The organism is Achromobacter colocynthidis (assembly GCF_057334535.1).
Window position 1 is genome coordinate 66,704 of sequence record NZ_JBHFIZ010000005.1, and the last position, 22,418, is coordinate 89,121.

Sequence of the window (22,418 nt, forward strand, 5' to 3'; positions counted from 1 at the left end):
CGGCCCCCCCGCGCCGTTGACCGTGTTTGCCGGTCACACGGATGTGGTGCCTCCGGGTCCGCGCGAAAAGTGGGATAGCGACCCGTTCGTACCCACCGAACGCGACGGCTGGCTGTACGGCCGTGGGGCGGCCGACATGAAAAGCTCGATCGCTGCCTTCGTGGTGGCAGCCGAAGAATTCGTGGCGGCCCACCCCCAGCATGGCGGTTCCATCGCGCTGTTGATCACGTCGGACGAAGAAGGTCCGTCCATCGACGGTACCGCCATCGTTTGCGACGCCCTGAAGGCGCGCGGCGAAAAGCTGGATTACTGCATCGTGGGCGAGCCGACTTCCGGCGATGTACTGGGCGACACCTGCAAGAATGGTCGCCGTGGCTCCTTGTCGGGCAAGTTGACGGTAAAGGGCATCCAGGGCCACGTGGCGTACCCTCACCTGGCACGCAACCCGGTGCACCAATTGGCGCCGGCGCTGGCCGAGATTGTCAGCATCGAATGGGACCAGGGCAACGAGTACTTCCCGCCCACGACGTTCCAGGTGTCGAACCTGAATTCGGGCACGGGCGCCACCAACGTGGTGCCGGGCGAAGCCGTGGCGCTGTTCAACTTCCGATTCTCGACGGCCAGCACGCCGGAAAGCCTGAAGGCGCGCGTGCATGCGGTGCTGGACAAGCACGGCCTGGAATATGACCTGGACTGGGATTTGGGCGGCGAGCCGTTCCTGACCCCGCGCGGCTCGTTGACGGATGCGCTGGTGCAGGCGATTCACGCTGAAACCGGCGTCACCGCCGAACTGTCCACCACCGGTGGCACGTCCGACGGCCGCTTCATCGCCAAGATCTGCCCGCAGGTGATTGAGTTCGGTCCTGGCAATGCCACGATCCACAAGGTCAACGAACGCGTTGAAGTGGCCTCGTTGGAACCGCTGAAGAACATCTATCGGCGCACGCTGGAAAACCTGCTGTTGCCCAAGTAAAACGCCGCTACGCGGACGCTCTGCCCCCCTTTCAGAGGGGGGTGTTTTTTCCCGGTTCGGCACGCTGAATCGGGAACAAAAGGCCTGTTATGTATCAATCCGCCCGCCAAGAATTGCACACCCTGCGCGACCTCATCCGCTACGGGGTGTCGCGCCTGAATGGCGCCCAGGTGGCGCTGGGACACGGCAGCGACAACGCCTGGGACGAGGCGGTCTACCTGACGCTGCACGCCCTGCATCTGCCGCTGGACACGCTGGAACCGTTCCTGGATGCCCGTGTCGTCCGTGAAGAACGCGACCGCGTGCTGGACCTGCTGGAACGCCGCGTCACCGAGCGCGTGCCCGCCGCCTACCTCACCAACGAAGCCTGGCTGCGCGGTCACCGCTTTTATGTGGACAAGCGCGTCATCGTGCCGCGCTCGCCCATCGCCGAACTGCTGGACCAAGGGCTTTCACCCTGGGTACAGGACGCGACCGCCGTGGAAAACGTGCTGGACATGTGCACCGGTTCGGGCTGCCTGGCCATCCTGTCGGCCATGGCCTTCCCCTACGCCCACGTGGATGCGGTGGATGTGTCGGCCGACGCGCTGCAAGTGGCCCGCCGCAATGTGGACGACTACGGTCTGCAAGACCGGCTGGACCTGCACGAAAGCAATCTGTTCGACGCCCTGCCCGCGCGCCAGTACGACGTCATCATCTGCAATCCGCCTTATGTGAACAGCGGCTCCATGGATGTGCTGCCGCAGGAATACCGCCATGAACCGCATCTGGCGCTGGCCGGCGGCGAGGACGGCATGGACCTCGTGCGGCGCATTCTGGCGGCGGCTCCCCAGTACCTCACGCCCGACGGCGTGATCGTGCTGGAGATCGGCCACGAGCGCGACTTCTTCGAAGCCGCCTTCCCGCAGTTGTCGCCCGTGTGGCTGGATACGGAAGAAGCGTCGGACCAGCTTCTGCTGCTTACCCGAGAGCAACTCAGCCTGTGATACGCGCTACTGGATTGACCCTGCGCCGTGGCACGAAAGTGCTGCTGGATAGCGCTGAATTTGTCGTGCACCCGGGCGAGCGCGTTGGCATCGTTGGCAAGAACGGCGCGGGCAAGTCCTCGCTGTTCGCGCTGCTGACCGGCGCGCTGGACCTGGACGCCGGCACGGTGAACCTGCCCGCGGGATGGCGTATCGCCAGCGTCAAGCAGGAACTGGACGCCGACGACCGCCCTGCCCGCGAATTCGTCATTGACGGCGACACGCACCTGCGCGAATTGCAGGCGCGCCGCGCTGAACTCACGGACGACCAAGGCACGCAGATCGCCGAAGTGGAAGCCGCGCTGATCGAAGCTGGCGCCTGGAGCGCCGCGTCACGCGCCGAACAGTTGCTGGCCGGCCTGGGTTTCAAGCCCAGCGAATGGATGCTGCCGGTCGAGAGTTTTTCCGGCGGCTGGCGCATGCGCCTGGCCTTGGCCAGCGCGCTGATGGCGCCGTCCGAACTGCTGCTGCTGGACGAGCCCACCAACCACCTGGATCTGGACGCGATGCTGTGGCTGGAGAAATGGCTGGGCGCCTATCCGGGCACCGTCATGCTGATCTCCCACGACACCGAGTTCCTGGACGCGGTGGCCAAGTCCATCCTGCATTTCGACCACGCCAAGCTGGTGCGGTATCGCGGTGGTTATGGTGATTTCCTGACGCAACGCGCCGAGCGCCTGCGCCAGACCAACATTGCCTACGAACGCCAGACCCGCGAAACCGCGCGTCTGCAAGGTTTCATCGACCGCTTCAAGGCCAAGGCGTCCAAGGCCAAGCAGGCGCAAAGCCGGGTCAAGGCGCTGGCGCGCATGCAGGTGCTGGCGCCGCTGCATGCGGAAGCGGGCATCGACATCCGCATCCCTTCGCCTGACCAAGTGCCCGACCCGCTGCTGACGCTGGAGCACCTGTCCGCCGGCTATACGGACGCGGACGGCAATGCCATTCCCATCCTGCGCGACGTCACCTTGATGGTGCGCGCGGGCAGCCGTGTGGGGGTGCTGGGCGCCAATGGCGCGGGCAAGAGCACGCTGATCAAGACCCTGGCGGAAGAAATCCCCGTGCAAGCCGGCGAACGCCGCGCCTCGCGCGGCTTGGCCATCGGCTACTTTCACCAGCATCAGCTGGATATGCTGGACGTGGACAGCACGCCTATCGCCCATCTGGCGCGCCTGGCGCCGGAAACGCGCGAACAGGAACTACGCAATTACCTGGGCGGTTTCGGCTTTTCCGGCGACACCGTCACCAGCAAGGTCGGCCCGATGTCAGGCGGCGAAAAGGCGCGCCTGGCGTTGTCCTTGATCGTCTGGCAAAAGCCCAACCTGTTGCTGCTGGACGAACCCAGCAACCACTTGGACGTGGAAACCCGTGAGGCCCTGGCTGCCGCGCTGGCCGACTTCGGCGGCAGCATGCTGCTGGTGTCACACGACCGGCACCTGCTGCGCACCACCGTGGACAGCTTCTGGATCGTCGCGGACGGCGCGGTGCGCGAGTTCGACGGCGACCTTGAAGACTATCGGGATTGGCTGGCTGCCCGCAATGCCGGCGAACGCGCGGAAGCCGCGCGCGAAAGCGCCGAAGGCAGCGAACCCGTCGTGGACCGCAAGGCGCAACGCCGGGCCGAGGCCGAACAGCGCCAACGCCTGTCGGCGCTGCGCAAGCCGCTGGAATCGAAGCTGGCCAAGGTCGAGGCCGAGATGGAAAAACTGCGCACCAAGCTGCACGCGCTGGACGCCATCATCGCCGACGCGGACCTGTATTCCGATGCGCGCCGCGCGGAACGCCAGAAGGTCATGGCCGAGCATGGTGAACACGGCAAGCGCATGGACGATCTTGAAGAGCAATGGCTGGAAATCCAGGGTTCCCTGGAAGAAATCGACCAAAGCGAAGCCTGACGCAATAAAAAATGGGGGGGCCAACAGCCCCCCCGCTCATCCGTTTACGAGTACGGGCGCTCGCGCAGGCGGGTGTGGTTATCGACCACGGTGTCGATCACTTCACGCAGGATGGTTTCGGCCAAGGCGGGCGGAACGCCCGCTTCTTCGGCCAAACGACGGATGCGCTCGACCTGCTGGGATTCCCTGACAGGGTCCACCAGGTCCATACCGTGATTGGTCTTCAATTCGCCAAGCATGTCCGTGCAGCGGAAGCGCACGCCGAGCAGCAGCATGATTTGCTGATCGATTTCATCGATCTCGGCACGCAGCGACGCCAGCTCGGCTTTTGGGGATTCATTCGTGGCCATGTTTAACCCTGAACAATATCAAGCTTCGCAATGCCCAGCGCCAAAGTCTTGGCGCCCACATCGCGAAACTGGATTTCTGCCTGGGCGTCCTGACCGGCCCCGCTCAAGCCAATAATCGTGCCATCGCCAAACCGCGCGTGATGCACGCCCTGACCCACACGATACTGCTTGTCGCCCACCGTGACACCGCTTGCAATGCCGCGAGGTTGACGCGGCGCAATGGTATTGGTGGCCTTGCGGCCGAATGCGTCGCCACGGTTGCCTCCGCCCCAGCCCGCGCCCGTGCTGCTGAGCGGCGCCAGGCCGGCCTTGGGGGACAGCCACTTCAGATGCTCTTCGGGAATTTCGTCCAGGAAGCGCGAGCGCATCGCATAGCGCGTCTGGCCATGCAGCATCCGGCTTTGCGCCAGGCTGATGTACAGACGCTGCCGGGCGCGCGTGATCGCCACATACATCAGGCGGCGCTCTTCTTCCAAGCCAGACTGTTCCAGGATGCTGTTCTCGTGCGGGAACAGCCCTTCTTCCAGACCAGTGATGAAGACCGCGTCAAATTCCAGGCCCTTGGCGGCATGCACCGTCATGAGCTGGACGGCGTCCTGGCCTTGTTGGGCCTGGTTGTCGCCGGCTTCCAGCGCGGCGTGCGACAGGAAGCCCGCAAGCGGGGTCAAGCCGTCGGACGCCACGATGGGCGCGTCGACCACGCCGGGCATCAGCGTCGACGAGGCGGCCTGCTCGGGCACCACGCCGGCAGGCATGCCGTCGTAGTTTTCTTCCGACGCGAACACGGCAGCCGCCGTGATCAGTTCGTTCAAGTTTTCGAGCCGCTCGGCGCCTTCGCGTTCCGCCTTGTAATGGGCGTTCAGGCCGCTGGTCTCAAGCATGTGCTCAACCATTTCCGGCAGCGGAAGGTCGCGCGTTTCTTCGATCAGGCGATGGATCAGTTGGGCAAACTGGGCCAGGTTGGACCCGCCCTTGCCGCCCACCAGCGCCACCGCGCCGTACAGGCTGGTGTCGTGCGCGCGGGCCGCGTCGGCCAGTTGCTCCAGCGTGCGCGCACCAATACCGCGCGTCGGGAAATTGACGACGCGCATCCACGAGGTGTCGTCGTGCGGGTTGGCCATCAAGCGCAAATATGCCAGTGCGTGCTTGATTTCCTGGCGTTCGAAGAAGCGCAGGCCGCCATACACCTTGTACGGGATGCCGGCCGAGAAGATGGCGTGCTCGATCACGCGGGATTGCGCGTTACTGCGGTACAGCACGGCGATCTCGCGGCGCAGGCTGCCGTCATGGATGAGCGAACGGATTTCGTCCACGATCCATTGGGCTTCCATGCCGTCGGAAGGCTGTTCGATGACGCGCACCGGTTCGCCTTCGCCCTGGTCCGTCCACAGGTTCTTGCCCAGGCGGCCGCTGTTGTGGCCGATCAGCGCGTTGGCGGAATCCAGAATGTGGCCGAACGAACGGTAGTTCTGTTCCAGGCGGATCACGGTGCCGTGCGCGTAGTCGCGCTCGAAGTCGGACATGTTGCCGACGTTCGCGCCGCGAAAGGCGTAGATGGACTGGTCGTCGTCGCCCACGGCGAACATCGCCGCGCCACCGCCGGCCAGCAGGCGCAGCCACTTGTATTGCAGCGTGTTGGTGTCCTGGAACTCGTCCACCAGAATGTGGCGGAAGCGGCGCTGGTAATGCTCGCGTACCGGCGCATTGCGCGACAGCAGTTCATAGGCGCGCAGCAGCAGCTCGGCGAAGTCGACCACGCCTTCGCGCTGGCACTGGGCTTCGTAAAGCTGATAGATCTCGATCAGGCGGCGGCGATGGGCATCGTAGGCCTCGACGTCTTGCGGACGAAGGCCTTCTTCCTTGGCACCATTGATGAAGCGCTGCACGTCACGCGGCGGGTACTTTTCATCGTCGACTCCATTGGCCTTCATCAGGCGCTTGATGGCGGCAAGCTGATCGGTGACATCCAGGATCTGGAAGCTTTGCGGCAAGCCGGCGTCGCGGTGATGCGCGCGCAGCATGCGGTTGCACAGGCCGTGAAAAGTGCCGATCCACAAGCCGCGCGTATCGATCGGCAAAATCGCCGACATACGCGCCAGCATTTCGCGGGCGGCCTTATTGGTGAACGTGACTGCCAGCAGCCCAAAAGGCGAGGCCTGGCCGGTTTGAATCAGCCAGGCCATGCGGGTAGTGAGTACCCGGGTCTTGCCGCTGCCCGCCCCGGCCAAGACCAGGGCGTGCTGCGGTTCTAACGTTACTGCGGCGCGTTGTTCAGGGTTGAGCTTCTCTAGCATCATGCCGCGTAGCGGCGCAGATGTTGAGCAAATTGCTCGAGCCCGGCGATGCCGCTTTGCTGGGCGCGCTGGCACCAGGCCTGCAGGTCATGAAGAAGCTGTTCGCTGCTGGCGCTGGAGCTTTCCCAGATGCGGCCGAGTTCACGACGCATTTGCACCAGCGTCGACAGCGACTTGTTCTGGGCAATGGCGCTGTCCACGGCAGCCAGGGTTTCCGGCTGGAGGATGTCCTCGTTGCGGTGGAGGGCACTACGCACCTGACGCAGCTTGGTATAGCCGCAATCCGCGTTGCCTTCCTGGCGCGAGGCCTTCAACTTGTTCATTTCTTCGCGAGCGGCGCTCTTGATCACGTCCGCATAGCGGGCCATGACTTCGTAGCGGTGCGTGATCACGCCTTGCAGCGTGCGCAGGTCGATGCCGGTGCGGGTGTCGTCCAGCTTCAACTTGGGCGCAACCTTCTTGATCTTGGCCAGGCCAAAGAACTTCAGGATGTTGATGTAGGCCCAACCGATGTCGAATTCGTACCACTTGGCCGAGAACTTGGCCGACGTGCCGTGGGCGTGGTGATTGTTGTGCAGCTCTTCGCCGCCAATCACGATGCCCCAGGGGAACACGTTCGTGCTGGTGTCCGGGCTGTTGTAGTTGCGGTAGCCCCAGTAGTGGCCGATACCGTTGACGACGCCGGCTGCCCAGAAGGGAATCCAGGCCATCTGAACCGCCCACACCGTGACGCCGACAGCGCCGAACAGGGCAACGTCGATGGCAAGCATGGACAACACGCCCCACAAGCTGTGCTTGCTGTAGACGTTGCGTTCGAGCCAGTCGTCAGGCGTGCCGTGGCCGAACTTGGCCATGGTTTCCTTGTTGTTCGATTCTTCGCGGTACAGCTCCGCGCCGCGGAACAGCACCTTCCAGATGCCGAACAGCATGGGCGAGTGAGGATCGCCTTCCTTTTCGCACTTGGCGTGGTGCTTGCGGTGAATGGCAACCCATTCCTTGGTGACCATGCCGGTCGTCATCCAGAGCCAGAAGCGGAAGAAATGCATGACGGCTGGATGGAGATCCAGACCGCGGTGCGCTTGGCTGCGATGGAGGAAGACGGTGACCGCAACAATCGTGATGTGCGTCACGACCAAGGTGAAAACGACAATCTGCCACCAAGTGGCTTGGGTCAGACCGCCGGCAATGAAGGAGAGGATGTAATCCATAAAGCTGTTATGAGCCTCGCTTGTTAAGTGCCTGAAGTTTAGCTTACCTTTGCCGTCTTATGACAAGGTAGTTTCAAAATAGTTTTTGAGCGAAATCAAGGACTAAGCCCTGCTTTTAGAGCAAAAAAAGCCACGCTCGCGATCACTTCGGGCAGATCGCGAGGCTAGCCTTGCGGACATGCGGCGCTTTGGGCCGGCTACCCCTGGTAGATGGGGGTATTCGCAAAGACACCTGGTTTTGGCCATATCCAGCAATTAAAGTTCCTGTCAGCGAGGGGGCTGGGGGAGTAAGGGGGCTTCTGCCGCGATTGTTTTTCCCAGGGCACACGCACCGGGCAAAATTTCACCCCTAAAATGCCGCAGAACTGTCTCATTTGCCCCACTGATGTCACCGACAAAAACCCGTCCCTTATTGTTTTCGGCCCTTGCCTTCCTTGCGCTGGCGCTACACGCCTCCGTGTCCGCCCAGTCAATGAAGTCGGGCGACGTGGCCGTGTTGGCGTCGTACTACGAAATTCGAGGGTCGGACTGCCTGGCGCTGCGGGCGCCCTACGTGGTGATCACGGAAAAGCCGCGCCTGGGTAAGGCCAGCATCGTGCAGACTCGCGGGCAATCCAGCGATTCCGGCCGCTGCGCCTATAAGTCGGTAGCCGTATCCCAGGTGGTCTATATCGCCGACCAGCCAGGCTCGGATACCCTGGCCTGGCAGGTGAAATACCAGAACAAGACCTTGGGCACCCGCCGTTACAGCGCCACGGTGGGCGTCACGCCGGCCAAATAGCCGGCGCGCGCCACGCGGGGAGGCCTCAGGCCGGCTTGCCTGGCGCGTCGGTATCGGCCTCGGTGGCAGCCTCGGTGTTGGCCTCGGCAGCGGCCACGGGTTCCGTCACCGGTTTGACCTCAGCCGCTTCTGCGTCGACCGGCGTGACATCGCCCCCGGTTTCCGCCAGTACGTCCTGGCCGTCGTCTTCCGCCAGGTCAGCGTCAGCCGCTACGCCTTCCGCTGCCGGCTCCGATGCCGCGCCCTTCTTTTTGCGCTCGAACACCGCCGCGAAAAAGCCGTCGGTGCCATGCACGTCGGGACGCAATTGCAGATACGGGCCTTCCAACTTCAGCGTTTCGCAGCGCGAGGCCAGGATCTCGGCCGCATCCAAGCGTTCGAAATCGGGGTGGCTGGCCAGAAAACGTTCGGCCTGCACTTCGTTTTCTTCCGCCAACAGGCTGCAAGTGGCATAGACCAGACGTCCACCCGGCGCCACGCAACGCGCGGCGCTGTTCAGGATGCGCTCTTGCAACTGCCCCAGTTCAGCCAGCGCCTGGGGGTGCTGACGCCACTTCAAATCCGGATTGCGGCGCAAGGTGCCGATGCCGCTGCACGGCGCATCGACCAGCACGCGCTGGGCCTTGCCGGCCAGGCGCTTCACTCGGGAATCGTTTTCGCTGTCGATGACGACAGGCACCACGTTCGACAAGCCGCTACGCGCGAAACGGGGCTTGGCGCGCGCGAGACGGGCGGCCGAGACGTCGAAGGCGTACAGGCGGCCGGTGGAGCGCATCAACGCGCCCAGCAGCAGCGTCTTGCCGCCGGCGCCCGCGCAGAAATCGATGATCATTTCGCCACGGCGCGGGGCGACCAGCAGCGCCAGCAACTGGCTGCCTTCGTCCTGCACTTCGATGCTGCCGTTTTCGAACTGCGGCCAGCGGTTGATGGCAGGGCGCCCTTCCATGCGGATGCCCCACGGCGAATACGGCATCGCCACGGGTTCGTAGCGGCCGGCGCTTTGCTGAAGCTCGGTCAACATGGCGTCGCGTTCGACCTTGAGGGGATTGACGCGCAGGTCCAGGCTGGCCTGACGGTTCAGCGCTTCGACGAGGGTGTCCGGGCTATCCATCAGCGCCAGGCGCTCGTCCAGCCAATCGGGAATGCTGCCGCGAATGGCCCGCGGCAAGGTTGCCAGGTCAATCTGCGACACGCGCTTGAGCCATTCGGCTTCGGCGGCGTCCATGCCCTCTTCCAGCGCCTCGGCACCCAGCGTCGCGTTCAGGCCCAGGATGGCCAGGCGGCGCGATGCGGGACCCACGCCGCTCTCGCCGAACTGGCGATAACGGCGAAGGTGGCGCAGCACGTCATAGACGGCCTCGGCTACCTCGGAGCGATCACGCGCGCCCAGGTTGGGGTGGTGACGCAACCAATGCGACAGCGCGGCATCGGCCGGATAGGTCCATTGCAGGATTTCGCCCAAGACGCGTTGGACCTGGTCGATGCGGATGGCCGCATAAGACTGGCGGGGACGATTGAACTGCGGCTTTGGCGCGTTCTGATCACGACTGCCCTGATGGGCATCGCCACCACGGTGGCCAGCATATTGGCCGCGTTCGCCACGGTCGTCGCTGCGCGGGCCGTCATAGGACGGACGCGAATCCGAACGGTCCTGGCTTTCGCGGCGCTCCGAAGCATAGGAACCACGATCACCGCCACGGTTTTCACCACGCGGGCCATTGCCGTACGACGGGCGCGAATCCGGACGACCCGAGCCTTCACGGCGCTCCGACCCATAGGAGCCGCGTTCGCCGCCACGGCTATCACCACGCGGGCCATTGCCGTACGACGGGCGCGAATCCGGACGACCCGAGCCTTCACGGCGCTCCGACCCATAGGAGCCGCGTTCGCCGCCACGGCTATCACCACGCGGGCCATTGCCGTACGACGGGCGCGAATCCGGACGACCCGAGCCTTCACGGCGCTCCGACCCATAGGAGCCGCGTTCGCCGCCACGGCTATCACCACGCGGGCCATTGCCGTACGACGGGCGCGAATCCGGACGACCCGAGCCTTCACGGCGCTCCGACCCATAGGAGCCGCGTTCGCCGCCACGGCTATCACCACGCGGGCCATTGCCGTACGACGGGCGCGAATCCGGACGACCCGAGCCTTCACGGCGCTCCGACCCATAGGAGCCGCGTTCGCCGCCACGGCTATCACCACGCGGGCCATTGCCGTACGACGGGCGCGAATCCGGACGACCCGAACCTTCACGGCGCTCCGAGCCATAGGAACCACGTTCGCCGCCACGGCTGTCACCACGCGGTGCGTTGCCATATGACGGACGCGAATCCGGGCGGCCCGAGCCTTCGCGACGCTCAGAACCATAGGAACCGCGTTCACCGCCACGGTTCTCGCCACGCGGGGCGTTGCCATACGACGGGCGCGAATCCGGGCGGCCCTGACCTTGACCCTGGCCTTGTCCCTGGCCGCCACGGCGCTCCGAACCGTAGGAACCACGCTCGCCGCCACGGTTTTCACCACGCGGGGCGTCGTAGGACGGACGGGGCGCGGGGCGTCCCTGGCCTTGGCCTTCGCGGCGGTCGCCGCCGAAGCCGCCGCGTTCGCCACGACCTTCGCCGCGCGGGGCGTCAAACGACGGACGGGGCGCCGGGCGGCCGGCATCGCGGCTGGGGCGCTCTTCACGCCCTCGTTCGGCGCGTTCGCGCACCGGCGCCTCGCGGGCTTCGCCCTTGGGACGCGAAAAAAAGGACCGACCGTCGCGCCCTTCGGAGGCGGCCCTCGGGGAGCCTGCCGGACGAGAACGCGGAGATTGGGGTTTAGTCATGGTGTGTTCCAGTGGGGCGGAGGAGTTCCGCCCGGTAAAAGCGATTCAGGGCCGCTCAGGCGGCCGGCGACCAGGTGAAAAGGCGTGCGGGATCCCCCTGCACGTCCACCCGGTGGTCGTTTGTCAGGGTAACCCGGCCTTCGGCCAACCAGCGCACGGCTGCCGGAAAAGCCTGATGTTCCACGGCCAGCACGCGGTTGGCCAGCAGTTCCGGCGTGTCCCCAGCCAGAACCGGCACACAGCCCTGGGCAATGATGGGGCCGTGGTCCAGGACCGGGGTCACGAAATGCACGGTGCAGCCATGCACGCGCACGCCGGTCGCCAAGGCTTGGGCATGCGTATGCAGGCCAGGGAATGCCGGCAACAGCGATGGGTGGATATTGACCAGGCGGCCGGCGTAATGGTTGACGAAGCCAGGCGTCAGTACCCGCATGAAACCGGCCAGAATGACGTAATCAGGCGCATAGCGATCGATTTCGGCGGCCAGGGCGGCATCGAAAGCCTCGCGGCTGGGGTAGTCCTTGTGATACAGCGCCGCAGTGGGAATGCCTTGGGCGGCGGCCCACTCCAGGCCGCCGGCGTCCGGCCGGCTGGCGATGACGGCCGCGATATCGGCCGGCCAGCCCTCGTTGCGGCAGGCTTCGGCCAGCGCCTGCATGTTGCTGCCCCGCCCCGATATCAGGATGACAAGGCGGCGCTTGGAAATTTGTGTGTCCGGCAAGATAAAGAATCCAATAATTACCCCCAACGCGCCCCGACAGGGACGCGATTTGCGTGGCGCAACGGGCTTGTCCGCCTTCATCCAAGCACGATAAAAACCGTCGGCGCGTGAATGATTGGAGGGGATTGGAACAAACCCGGAATCCAAAATTGTAAACTCTCGCTCGTGAAACCATCGCTGCGTATCTACCGATCCCTGCCTCCGCCCGACCGGCGCGCTCCTTGCGCGCTGACGATCGGCAATTTCGACGGCGTCCATCGCGGGCATCAAGCCATGCTGGCTCGCGTCTGCCAGGCCGCCCGCGAGCGCGGTCTTACCCCTTCCGTGATGACGTTCGAGCCGCATCCCCGAGAGTATTTCGCCACGCTGAACCAACGCCCCGAATTGGCGCCTACCCGAGTCTCGGGCTTGCGCGACAAGCTGTCGGCGCTGGCGCGCTACGGCGTCTCTCAGGTGGTGGTGCAGCGCTTCAACGCCCGGCTGGCTGAAATGTCGGCCAATGCGTTCATCGAAAACCTGCTGGTCCAGGGCCTGCAGACCAAATGGCTGCTGGTGGGCGAAGACTTCCGTTTTGGCCACAAGCGTAGCGGCGACATCGACCTGCTACGCGAAGCTGGCATGCACCACGGTTTCGAGGTGCAGACGCTAGCGGACGTGACCGACCAGCAGGGCCATCGCATTTCAAGTTCCGAGGTGCGCACGGCGCTGGCCGTGGGCGATCTGGACCGCGCCCGCCACCTGCTGGGCCATCCCTTCCATATCAGCGGCCACGTCATCCACGGCCAGAAGCTGGGCCGCACCCTGGGCTACCCCACCATGAACCTGCGCGTGGCCGAACGCTGCGCCGCGCGCTCGGGCATCTACGTGGTGCAGGTCTATGGGCTGGCCGACCGGCCCTTGCCCGCCGTGGCCAGCCTGGGTGTGCGCCCAACCGTCGAAGACCGTGGCAGAGTGCTCCTTGAGTCACACCTGCTCGAAGACACGATCAATGCTTACGGTAAACTCGTACGCGTCGAATTCCTGCACAAGCTGCGGGACGAAGAAAAATTTCCTGACCTCCCTTCCCTGACTGCCGCCATCGCCGAAGACGCGCGAAACGCGCGCGCTTATTTTGCCGTTCATGGACTATAAAAAGACCCTCAACCTGCCCGATACCCCCTTCCCCATGCGGGGCGACCTTGCCAAGCGCGAGCCCGCCTGGATTTCGCAATGGGAGGAAAACCACGTCTACCAGGCGATCCGAGCAGCCAGCCGCGGCCGGCCCCGTTTCGTGCTGCATGACGGCCCGCCCTATGCCAACGGCGACATCCACATCGGCCACGCGGTCAACAAAATCCTGAAGGACATCATCGTCAAGAGCCGCAACATGGCCGGCTATGACGCGCATTACGTGCCAGGCTGGGACTGCCACGGCATGCCGATCGAAATCCAGATCGAAAAGAAATTCGGCAAGCACCTGCCCGTGGCGGAAGTGCAGTCGAAGGCTCGCGCCTACGCGCTTGAGCAGATCGACCGCCAGCGCAAGGATTTCAAGCGACTGGGTGTGCTGGGCGAATGGGATCGCCCGTACATGACCATGAACTTCAGCAATGAAGCCGACGAGATCCGCGGGCTGGGCCGCATCCTGGACAAGGGCTACGTGTTTCGCGGCCTGAAACCCGTGAACTGGTGCTTTGACTGTGGTTCCGCCTTGGCCGAAGCCGAAGTCGAATACGCCGACCGCGTCGACCCCGCCGTTGACGTCGCCTTCCCGTTCGCTGAACCGGCCAAGCTGGCCGCCGCCTTCGGGCTGGACTCGGTGGATGACGGCGCCATCGTCATCTGGACCACCACGCCCTGGACCATCCCGTCCAACCAGGCGCTGAACGTGCATCCGGAAATCGAATACGCGCTGGTGCGTGTGTCGCCGGCGCCCAAGTTCGGCCCGCTGCTGCTCGTCGCGAAAGACCGCGTCGAAGCCTGCCTGAAGTCGTGGAACCTGGAAGGCGAAATCATCGCCACGGCCCCCGGCGAGGCGCTGTCCGAAATCGAATTCCGCCATCCGCTGGCGCAGTTCAACGACGCCTACGACCGCCGCGCACCGATCTACCTGGGCGACTACGTCACGGCAGACTCGGGCACGGGCGTCGTGCACTCGGCCCCGGCCTACGGCATTGAAGACTTTATGTCGTGCAAGGCGCACGGCATGAAAGACACCGACTTCATCAGCCCCGTCATGGGCGACGGCAAGTACGTGGACAGCCTGGCGCTGTTCGGCGGCCTGTCCATCTGGGATGCCAACCCGAAGATCGTCGAAGCGCTGACCGAAGCCGGTGCGCTGATGCACGTCGAAAAGCACAAGCACAGCTACATGCACTGCTGGCGCCACAAGACGCCGATCATCTACCGCGCCACCAGCCAATGGTTTGCCGGCATGGACGTGGCCCCCAAGGACGGCGGCCCGACCCTGCGCGAATCGGCCTTGGCCGGTATCGACGCCACAGCCTTCTACCCGTCCTGGGGCCGTGCCCGCTTGCACGCCATGATCGCCAACCGCCCGGATTGGACCCTGTCGCGTCAGCGCCAATGGGGCGTGCCGATGGCCTTCTTCGTGCACAAGGAAACCGGCGAGCTGCATCCGCGCACGTCCGAACTGCTGGAGCAGGTGGCGCAGCGCGTCGAGCAAGGCGGCATTGAAGCCTGGCAAGCGCTGGAACCGCGCGACCTGCTCGGCGACGAAGCCGACCAATACGAAAAGACCCGCGACACGCTGGACGTCTGGTTCGATTCCGGCAGCACGCACGCAACGGTGCTGGGCGGCAAGGATGGCGACTTCGCCGGCTCGCATGGCGCTGAACTCGGCTGGCCCGCCGACCTGTACCTGGAAGGCTCGGACCAACATCGCGGCTGGTTCCATTCGTCGCTGCTGACCGGCTGCATGCTGTACGGCCAGCCGCCCTACAAAGCGCTGCTGACGCACGGCTTCGTGGTGGATGGCCAAGGCCGCAAGATGAGCAAGTCGGTGGGCAACGTGATTGCGCCCCAAAAGGTGTCGGACTCGCTGGGCGCGGAAATCCTGCGCTTGTGGGTCGCCTCCACCGACTACTCGGGCGAACTTTCCATCTCGGACGAAATCCTGAAGCGCGTGGTCGAAGGCTACCGCCGTATCCGCAACACGCTGCGCTTCCTGTTGGCCAACGTGGCCGACTTCGACGCGGTGTCGCAGGCCGTGCCGTATGGCGATCTGTTCGAAATCGACCGCTACGCGCTGGCGATGACGGCGCAGATGCAGTCGGAAGTGCAGGCCAACTACGAACGCTACGACTTCCACCCGGCGGTCTCGCGCTTGCAGACGTTCTGCTCGGAAGACCTGGGCGCCTTCTACCTGGATATCCTGAAAGACCGCCTGTACACGTCGGCGCCCAATAGCGTGGCGCGCCGCTCGGCGCAGACCGCGCTGCTGGACATCACGCAGACGCTGCTCAAGCTGATGGCGCCTATCCTGTCCTTCACGGCCGAAGAAGCCTGGAAGGAACTGGTGGGCTCGGCGCTCAAGCACCAGGCCGATGCCGCCCGCACGACGATCTTCACCGAGGTCTATCACGCGCTGCCGCCGTTTGCCGATGCCGATGCGCTGTCGGCCAAGTGGTCGCGCCTGCGCGCCATCCGCGCCGAGGTCCAGCGCAAGCTGGAAGAAGTGCGCACGGCGGGCGACATCGGTTCGTCGTTGCAAGCCGAAGTGGATCTTTACGCCAGCGGCGACGACCAGCAATTGCTGGCCAGCCTGGGCGACGACCTGCGCTTCGTGCTGATCGTGTCGCGTGCCACCGTGCATGCGGGCGAAGGCGACACCCGCATCGAAGTCACGCCGTCGACGCACAAGAAGTGCGAACGCTGCTGGCACTGGCGCCTTGACGTGGGCCAGGACGCGGACCATCCCGAGATCTGCGGCCGCTGCGTGTCCAACCTGTTCGGCTCGGGCGAAGCCCGCGACAAGGCGTGAGCATGGCCCGCCCCTCCGATTCGGGAGTGACGGGCACGGCGCCCGCCCGCGCCGCCCAGGCGCGCGTGGGCGGCTGGCTGGCGCTGGCCTTGCTGATCATCGTGCTGGACCAATTGACCAAGGTGTACTTCAACACCTCGTTCCAATATGGCGAGCGCGTCAACGTGCTGCCGGTGTTCGACTTCACGCTGATGTACAACCGGGGGGCCGCGTTCAGCTTCCTGGCGTCCGAAGAAGGCTGGCAGCGTTGGCTGTTCACCGGCTTGGGAATCGTGGCGGCCGTGGTCATCACGATCATCCTGCGGCGCACGCATGGCCAACCGCGCTTCAGCCTGGCGCTGACGCTGATTCTGGGCGGCGCCGTCGGCAACGTCATCGACCGCGTGGCCTATGGCCACGTAGTGGACTTCCTGCTGTTCTACTGGAACGAGTCCTACTTTCCCGCCTTCAACCTGGCGGACGTGGGCATCAGTTGCGGCGCCGTGCTGCTGGTGCTGGACGAGCTTTTGCGCGCCCGCAAGAAGCCGCAGGCTTGACGACTTCGCGCCGGGGCAGTCCTGCCCCGGCCATCCCCTCCCCCTGGCTTTTGCCCTGTTTGATACCCCCTGAATGCATGGCGAACGGCGCAATGCCGCAATGCAGAATAAAATCACCCTCCATTCCTCGTTTTCACGGCGCTGAACCCGCCGCCCCGCCCTCATGCTCGATCTCGCCCGCAAACGCATCGTCCTCGGTCTGACCGGGGGCATCGCCTGCTACAAAATCGCCGAGCTGGTGCGGCGCATGACCGAACAAGGCGCCACCGTCGACGTGGTGATGACCGAGGCGGCCACGCACTTCATCACGCCCGTGACGATGCAAGCCCTGTCGGGCCGGCCGGTATTCGTGGACGCCTGGGATGCGCGCGTGCCCAACAACATGGCGCACATCGACCTGACGCGCGGTGCCGACGCGGTGCTGATTGCGCCCGCCAGCGCCGACTTCATGGCCAAGCTGGCGCACGGCATGGCCGACGACCTGCTGTCCACGCTGTGCCTGGCGCGCGCCTGCCCCTTGCTGGTGGCCCCTGCCATGAACCGCGAGATGTGGGCCAACCCGGCTACCCAGCGCAATGTTGAACAACTGCGCGCGGACGGCATCAGCGTGCTGGGCCCGTCGGCCGGCGAACAGGCTTGCGGTGAAACCGGCGACGGCCGCATGCTGGAATCGCATGAGCTGCTGAGCGACCTGATTGCATTTTTCCAGCCCAAGCTGCTGGCGGGTCGCCACGTGTTGCTGACCGCCGGCCCCACGTCCGAACCGGTTGACCCGGTGCGCGTGCTCAGCAACCGTTCGTCGGGCAAGACCGGCTACGCCCTGGCCCGCGCCGCGCGCGAAGCCGGTGCGCGCGTAACCTTGATCACCGGCGCCACCTTCCTGCCCGTGCCGCGCGGCGTGACGGCGCTGTCGGTCATGACCGCGCGCCAGATGCATGACGCCGTGATGGCCAGCGCGGCCGATGCCGACATCTTCATTGCCGTGGCCGCCGTGGCCGACTGGCGCGTAAAGAATGTCAGCACGCAAAAGCTGAAGAAGACAAGCGAAGGCGGCGGCGCGCCGCTGATGGAATTCGAACCGAATCCGGACATCCTGGCCGAAGTGGCCAAGCTGGAAAACGGCCCGTGGTGCGTCGGCTTCGCGGCCGAAACCGAAAAACTGGCCGAGCACGCCGAAGCCAAGCGCCAGCGCAAGGGCATCCCGCTGCTGGTGGGTAACCTGGCGCACAAGGTCATGGACGCGGACACCACCGAACTGGTGCTGTTCGACGAGCAAGGCGCGCACCCGCTGCCGGCGGGCGACAAGCTGGAAGCCGCACGCCGCCTGATCGCGGAAATCGCAGCACGCTTTCCGGCCTGATTTCGTTTAAGCCCGGGCGTTTGTCGGCCAGGCTTTCTGGCTAATTCCGCACTTAAAAAAGAAGGGCCCCGCGTGGGGCCCTTCTTTTTTTACTGCTCGAGGCTGATGTTCGCGGCCTTCACCGTATCGGCCCATTGCTGGCGGTCCTTTTCCAGGAATTGCGCCGTCTTCTCCGGCGTCATTTCCGTGACCGGCTCGGAGCCCAGCCCCGCCATCTTCTCGACCAGCGTCGGGTCCTTCAGCACGTCTTGCAGCGCGGCGTAGTAAGCGGCCAGCACGTCGGCCGGCAAGCCCGCGGGCGCGAACACGCCCTGCCACGTCGGCATGTCGAAACCCTTCAGGCCCTGCTCGTCCAGCGTCGGCACGTTGGGCAACTGCGGCGCGCGCTTGAGCGACGCCACGGCAATCGCCTTGACCTTGCCTTGCGAGGCCAGCGGCGCGGCGGTGGAAATGTTGTCCATCGTCATGGCAATGTGGCCGCCCAGCAGATCGGTGATGACGGGCGCCGCGCCACGGTATGCCGCGTGCGGCACCTTCACGCCCATCTTGTACAGCATGGTTTCGGCGATCAGGTGGTTGGAAATACCCACGCCCGCCGTGCCGTAGGTGGCGGTCGGCGTCTTCTGGAAATATTCCTTGAGCTCGGCCAGGTTGTTGGCCGGCACGTCCTTGTTGACGATGACCACGTTGGGCTGCACGGCAGCCAGCGTGATCGGCGTGAAGTCAGACGGCTTGTAGTTCGTGCCCTTGGGATTCAAGACATGCGTGATGGCCATGGAGCCGGCGGCCGCGATGCCGATGGTGTAGCCGTCGGCGGGCGACTGCGACAGGCGGTACGCCATGATGTTGCCGCCGGCGCCAGCCAGGTTTTCAACCACGACCGACTGGCCCAGGCGCTTGGACAGCGGGTCGGCAAGCAGGCGCGCCAAGGTGTCGGCGGAGCCGCCGGGTGCAAAACCCACCAGCAGCCGCACGGGCTTGGTGGGCTTCCACGCATCGGCGGCGTGTGCGGGCGCGGCCAGCACGGGCAGGACCGTCAGGGCAGCGACGGCGGACAGGGCGCCAACGGCGCGGTGCAAGGTACGGCTGAACATGAAAAACACTCCCAACATTAAATTGACGAAGACAGCTTCGTCTCCCCATGCCGCTCATCCGGCGTGGCGGCGGCAAAAATCCGCCACCGCCCTGCCGTACTGAAACGTCGGCGGCTTTATTCCAATAACTGCGACAAGGCCTGCGCCACGATGCGGTTGGACAACAGCACCGGCCGGCCCGAGGCCTGGGCCACGGCATCGCGCATGCGCTGGCTGTAGCCCATGCAATGCATGACGATCAGGTCGCACGATGCCAAGGCCTGCCCCGCTTGCGCAAAGTTGCGCGCGGCCTGATCCGCATCGGCCTCGTAAGGCGATGCGTGCACGATCTGCGTGCCGCAAGACAGCGGCACCGCCAGATGAAAGAAGTCGACCTGTTCGGCCAAGGGCACCACCAGCCCCACGTTGCGGCAATGCTGCGACAGGCCCGCGACCAGATGGTCGACAACCTGCTGGGGTTCAACTACCAGCGTGCGCATCGGCGCGATGGCGGTGCCGGTGCACAGCGGCACCAGCGCGTCGTAGCCGGCGCCGTCCGCCTGGCGCATCACGTCGGCCAGCCGGGTTTCGGCGGCGGCGGCATCCAGCTCGATCTGCGCGCCATCGCGCAGGCGGGTGGCGAAACGGTAGGCGCCGTCGCGCGGGGCCATCGCGGCCAGCGCGGCGGCATCCAAGCCATCCAACGCACCGAACTCATCGATATGCACGGCATCGCCCAGCAGGCGCGCCATTTCAGGCACGACATCGCTGCGCGGTGATTGGCCAATCGTGAAGAACGCGACGCGGCGGGTTTGGGCTGCGCTCATGCCGCACCGCCGTCTTGGCGGCCGACGGTTTGCAAGTGCGCCATCGACCCGTAGCGCGCCTGCAAGGCGGCCCACTCGGCGTCATCGAAGAACGTCATCGTGCGCTGACCGTACAGCTTGGCGATTTCGATGCAGAAGCGCATCGCCACGTCGGCATCCACGGCGTTGGTCACGCCGGTGGCGCAACCGGGCACGGTGGTTTGCGCGGTCAACGCCACGCCCACGACGGGCGCGTCGGTGACGATGGTCGGCTGCATCAGCGAATTCACATGCCACAGGCCGTTTTCGTAGGGCGTGATGTCTTGCGTCGTCAGCGGCAGGGTCACGGGAAGTTCACCGCTGACCCAGCCCATCACATCCAGCATCGTTTCCGGAATGCGCAGCAGGTAGCCCTGCTTGGCCACAGGCGTCAGCGCCACGCCGCGCTTGTTCACCAGGCGGTTGCCGCGCGTGGTGTCCACGGACAGGATCGCGTCCATGCGCGGGTCCACCTCGTGCGACATCATTTCGCGCATGGGAAAAGGCGAACGCATCATTGGTACGGGATGATGCGGGCGGGTGCCGGCACGCGGGCAGATGTGCGTGCGGATGCGCACAGTGCCCGGCATCACGTCGCCCTGGCGCGCCATTGCCATCAACTTGAGCGCGGCGGCAATGGCCACCACGGCTCCATCGCTATCGGACACCAGGCCCGTCACGGCGGGCCGCGCGCCAATCCCGCCCAGACGGCCGACGATGCCGAGTTGCGGCGCGGAGGCATCCAGGCCGGGGATGACGATGGACAGAAAATCGGTAGCCGCGCCGTCGCGTTCCAGGCGGGTGACTTCCACTTCGCAATCGCCGGCGTCGCGCAGCACCTTGGCCACCGCCTCGCCGGTAATGTGCGCCGAGGACAGCAGTTCGATGGTGTCGATCACCTGCTTCATGCCGGAATCTCCAGCGGACCCGGTTGGAACACGCGCGGCTCTTCGCGGCCCAGGAACAACGGGGCGTCGTGCGGACCGATCAGCGAGACCTGCTGGCCGCGCACGCGCAGGCCCGATCCTTCGGGCAGCCCAAGCACCGGCATTGCCGGGTTCAGCGTGCAGAACTCGGCCAGGCGCTGGGCGCGCGTTTCGCCACGGTGTCCGGGCGGATGCGCGTTGGTGTAGTGCGGGTTGATCTGGAACGTGATCAAGTCCAGGCCATCGAAACCGCCCGGATCGGTGATGGGCATGTCGTTCGTGGTGCAGATGGTGGGGCACGTCAGGTTGGAACCGGCGCTCCAACCCAAATACGCCGCACCCGCGCGCACGCGGCGCTTGACCACCTCCAGCAAGCCTTGGCGGCGCAATTGCCCCAACAGGTTGAACGTGTTGCCACCGCCCACGATGATGACGGCGGCATTTTCCAGCGCAGCCACGGGGTCCGCTGCACGATGCAGGCCTTCAATGGCCAAGCCCGTGTCCGCCAGGGCCGAGGCCACCAACGCGGTGTAGTCGTCCCAACCGCGCGTGACGCCGGCAAACGGGACGAACACGGCCGGCGCGCCGGGCGGCAGCGTGTTGATCAGTTCGCGAATGTCCGGCAGGGCATGCACCAGATAGCCGGCGTCGCTGCTGGAATTGCTGAGTAGCAAAAGGTTCATGGAAAAGATTCCGTCAACAAAGCAAAAGGGAAGAATTCAGGTAAGCCAGTAGGGGTCGTTCAATTGGCGCCCCAGCCCGGCCACTTGCGTAAGCACCGCGTCGCGCAGGCGCGCCACGCGCTCGGCATCGGCCTGGAAGGACACGAACGACAGGCACAGGCCGCGCAATTCACCCGTGGCGGGATCGCGCACGGCGGCGGCCACGGCGCCGATGCCGGGCATGGCCTGGTCGATGGCGACGCCGCAGTGATCGGCGCGCGTCTGCTCGACCAACCGCGCCAGGTCGCCCACGGTGGCGGGGCAATCACGGCCTTCCATGGGCAAGGGCTGCGTGGGGTCGGCGCCATACAGCGCCTGGAATTCGGCATCGCTCAAGCGCGACAGCAGCGCACGGCCCATCGCGGTGCCCGAGGCATTGCGACGCGAACCGGGCGGCGACAGGACCTGCACGGGATGCGAGCCGTTCAAGCGCTGCAACACCACGGTTTCGCGCTGGTTCAAGGTGGATAGATAGGCAGTCAGGCCGCTGTCTTCCGACAGCCTTGCCAGCACGTCGCGGCAAGCTTCGTCCAGCGGTGTGGCGGCCATGCCGGCGCGTACCGCCTGGGCCAGCAAGGCGCCGGGGCGATACCGGCGCGTGGCCGGGTCCTGGTCCAGCAAGCCGTAGTGCTGCATCTGGTTCAGCACGCGCGACGCCGTGCTTTTGGGCATGGCCAGGCGCGCCGCGACATCGGTGAAGCTCAGTTCCATGGCGCCGTCCGCGTAGAGCGACAGGACGCGCTGGACTCCGTCTAGAATGCTCATGTTTGTTCCATAAATTGGAACTAAAGTTCCTTAATAGAGAACAAGCATAATGCAGGGCCGGGAACGCGGTCAATACGGGATGTTGCGGCGAAAAAATGCCCCCGTATCAGGCGGGGGCCTGAACAGCCGTAAGTT

Annotated in this window: 18 protein-coding genes; 8 read left to right on the forward strand and 10 right to left on the reverse strand. The window is 65.0% G+C overall.

What is annotated here, in order from left to right:
• From dapE to ACE04A_RS02095, 3 genes are all read left to right on the forward strand, one after another.
• A partial coding sequence (gene dapE, locus ACE04A_RS02085) for a succinyl-diaminopimelate desuccinylase (RefSeq protein WP_485819819.1) occupies positions 1-973 on the forward strand: 973 nt, incomplete at its 5' end.
• A gap of 89 nt (positions 974-1,062) precedes the next feature.
• Positions 1,063-1,959: a 50S ribosomal protein L3 N(5)-glutamine methyltransferase gene (gene prmB, locus ACE04A_RS02090; RefSeq protein ID WP_100856318.1), complete on the forward strand. Its 897-nt coding sequence runs from the start codon at positions 1,063-1,065 to the stop codon at positions 1,957-1,959.
• A complete protein-coding gene (locus ACE04A_RS02095) occupies positions 1,956-3,890 on the forward strand; it encodes an ABC-F family ATP-binding cassette domain-containing protein (protein ID WP_448715973.1) in 1,935 nt (644 codons plus the stop codon). Before prmB ends, ACE04A_RS02095 begins: the two co-directional genes overlap by 4 nt.
• Before the next feature lie 44 nt (positions 3,891-3,934).
• On the opposite strand, the gene ACE04A_RS02100 is transcribed toward ACE04A_RS02095, so the two are convergent.
• The 3 genes from ACE04A_RS02100 to ACE04A_RS02110 are packed head-to-tail and all read right to left on the reverse strand — an operon-like array spanning position 3,935 to position 7,742.
• Positions 3,935-4,240, reverse strand: coding sequence for a chorismate mutase (locus ACE04A_RS02100; RefSeq protein WP_259246280.1), 306 nt, complete (start codon positions 4,238-4,240; stop codon positions 3,935-3,937).
• A gap of 2 nt (positions 4,241-4,242) precedes the next feature.
• Complete coding sequence (locus tag ACE04A_RS02105) at positions 4,243-6,537, reverse strand: UvrD-helicase domain-containing protein (protein ID WP_100856324.1); 2,295 nt, start codon at positions 6,535-6,537, stop codon at positions 4,243-4,245.
• Entirely contained in the window at positions 6,534-7,742 is a 1,209-nt protein-coding gene (locus ACE04A_RS02110) for a DesA family fatty acid desaturase (protein WP_050445253.1), read from the reverse strand. Before ACE04A_RS02110 ends, ACE04A_RS02105 begins: the two co-directional genes overlap by 4 nt.
• 457 nt (positions 7,743-8,199) lie before the next feature.
• On the opposite strand from ACE04A_RS02110, the gene ACE04A_RS02115 reads away from it, so the two are divergent.
• Complete coding sequence (locus ACE04A_RS02115) at positions 8,200-8,523, forward strand: hypothetical protein (protein WP_424917699.1); 324 nt, start codon at positions 8,200-8,202, stop codon at positions 8,521-8,523.
• A 25-nt stretch (positions 8,524-8,548) separates the two neighbouring features.
• Here the strand turns inward: ACE04A_RS02115 and ACE04A_RS02120 are convergent, their stop codons facing one another.
• Complete coding sequence (locus tag ACE04A_RS02120; RefSeq protein WP_448716124.1) at positions 8,549-10,006, reverse strand: RsmB/NOP family class I SAM-dependent RNA methyltransferase; 1,458 nt, start codon at positions 10,004-10,006, stop codon at positions 8,549-8,551.
• A 1,402-nt stretch (positions 10,007-11,408) separates the two neighbouring features.
• Positions 11,409-12,074: a phosphoribosylglycinamide formyltransferase gene (gene purN, locus ACE04A_RS02125; protein WP_279996335.1), complete on the reverse strand. Its 666-nt coding sequence runs from the start codon at positions 12,072-12,074 to the stop codon at positions 11,409-11,411.
• 165 nt (positions 12,075-12,239) lie between these two features.
• On the opposite strand from purN, the gene ACE04A_RS02130 reads away from it, so the two are divergent.
• From ACE04A_RS02130 to coaBC, 4 genes are all read left to right on the forward strand, one after another.
• Complete coding sequence (locus ACE04A_RS02130) at positions 12,240-13,205, forward strand: bifunctional riboflavin kinase/FAD synthetase (RefSeq protein WP_050445250.1); 966 nt, start codon at positions 12,240-12,242, stop codon at positions 13,203-13,205.
• Positions 13,195-16,056: an isoleucine--tRNA ligase gene (ileS, locus tag ACE04A_RS02135; protein ID WP_485819820.1), complete on the forward strand. Its 2,862-nt coding sequence runs from the start codon at positions 13,195-13,197 to the stop codon at positions 16,054-16,056. Before ACE04A_RS02130 ends, ileS begins: the two co-directional genes overlap by 11 nt.
• A gap of 2 nt (positions 16,057-16,058) precedes the next feature.
• Entirely contained in the window at positions 16,059-16,592 is a 534-nt protein-coding gene (gene lspA / locus ACE04A_RS02140) for a signal peptidase II (protein WP_279996337.1), read from the forward strand.
• 163 nt (positions 16,593-16,755) lie between these two features.
• Positions 16,756-17,952: a bifunctional phosphopantothenoylcysteine decarboxylase/phosphopantothenate--cysteine ligase CoaBC gene (gene coaBC / locus ACE04A_RS02145; protein ID WP_259246273.1), complete on the forward strand. Its 1,197-nt coding sequence runs from the start codon at positions 16,756-16,758 to the stop codon at positions 17,950-17,952.
• An 89-nt stretch (positions 17,953-18,041) separates the two neighbouring features.
• On the opposite strand, the gene ACE04A_RS02150 is transcribed toward coaBC, so the two are convergent.
• The 5 genes from ACE04A_RS02150 to ACE04A_RS02170 form a co-directional block, all read right to left on the reverse strand.
• Positions 18,042-19,046, reverse strand: a complete 1,005-nt coding sequence (locus ACE04A_RS02150; protein ID WP_391431743.1) for a Bug family tripartite tricarboxylate transporter substrate binding protein — start codon at positions 19,044-19,046, stop codon at positions 18,042-18,044.
• 116 nt (positions 19,047-19,162) lie between these two features.
• A complete protein-coding gene (locus ACE04A_RS02155; RefSeq protein WP_448715971.1) occupies positions 19,163-19,852 on the reverse strand; it encodes an AroM family protein in 690 nt (229 codons plus the stop codon).
• A complete protein-coding gene (locus ACE04A_RS02160) occupies positions 19,849-20,778 on the reverse strand; it encodes a DUF1177 domain-containing protein (protein WP_279996340.1) in 930 nt (309 codons plus the stop codon). Before ACE04A_RS02160 ends, ACE04A_RS02155 begins: the two co-directional genes overlap by 4 nt.
• Positions 20,775-21,479 carry a dipeptidase PepE gene (gene pepE / locus ACE04A_RS02165; RefSeq protein WP_448715969.1) on the reverse strand — a complete coding sequence of 235 codons (705 nt, stop codon included), beginning with the start codon at positions 21,477-21,479 and terminating at the stop codon, positions 20,775-20,777. The genes ACE04A_RS02160 and pepE overlap by 4 nt, the downstream gene beginning before the upstream one ends.
• Before the next feature lie 36 nt (positions 21,480-21,515).
• Positions 21,516-22,283 carry an IclR family transcriptional regulator gene (locus tag ACE04A_RS02170; protein ID WP_279996342.1) on the reverse strand — a complete coding sequence of 256 codons (768 nt, stop codon included), beginning with the start codon at positions 22,281-22,283 and terminating at the stop codon, positions 21,516-21,518.
• Between the last annotated feature and the right edge of the window lie 135 nt (positions 22,284-22,418).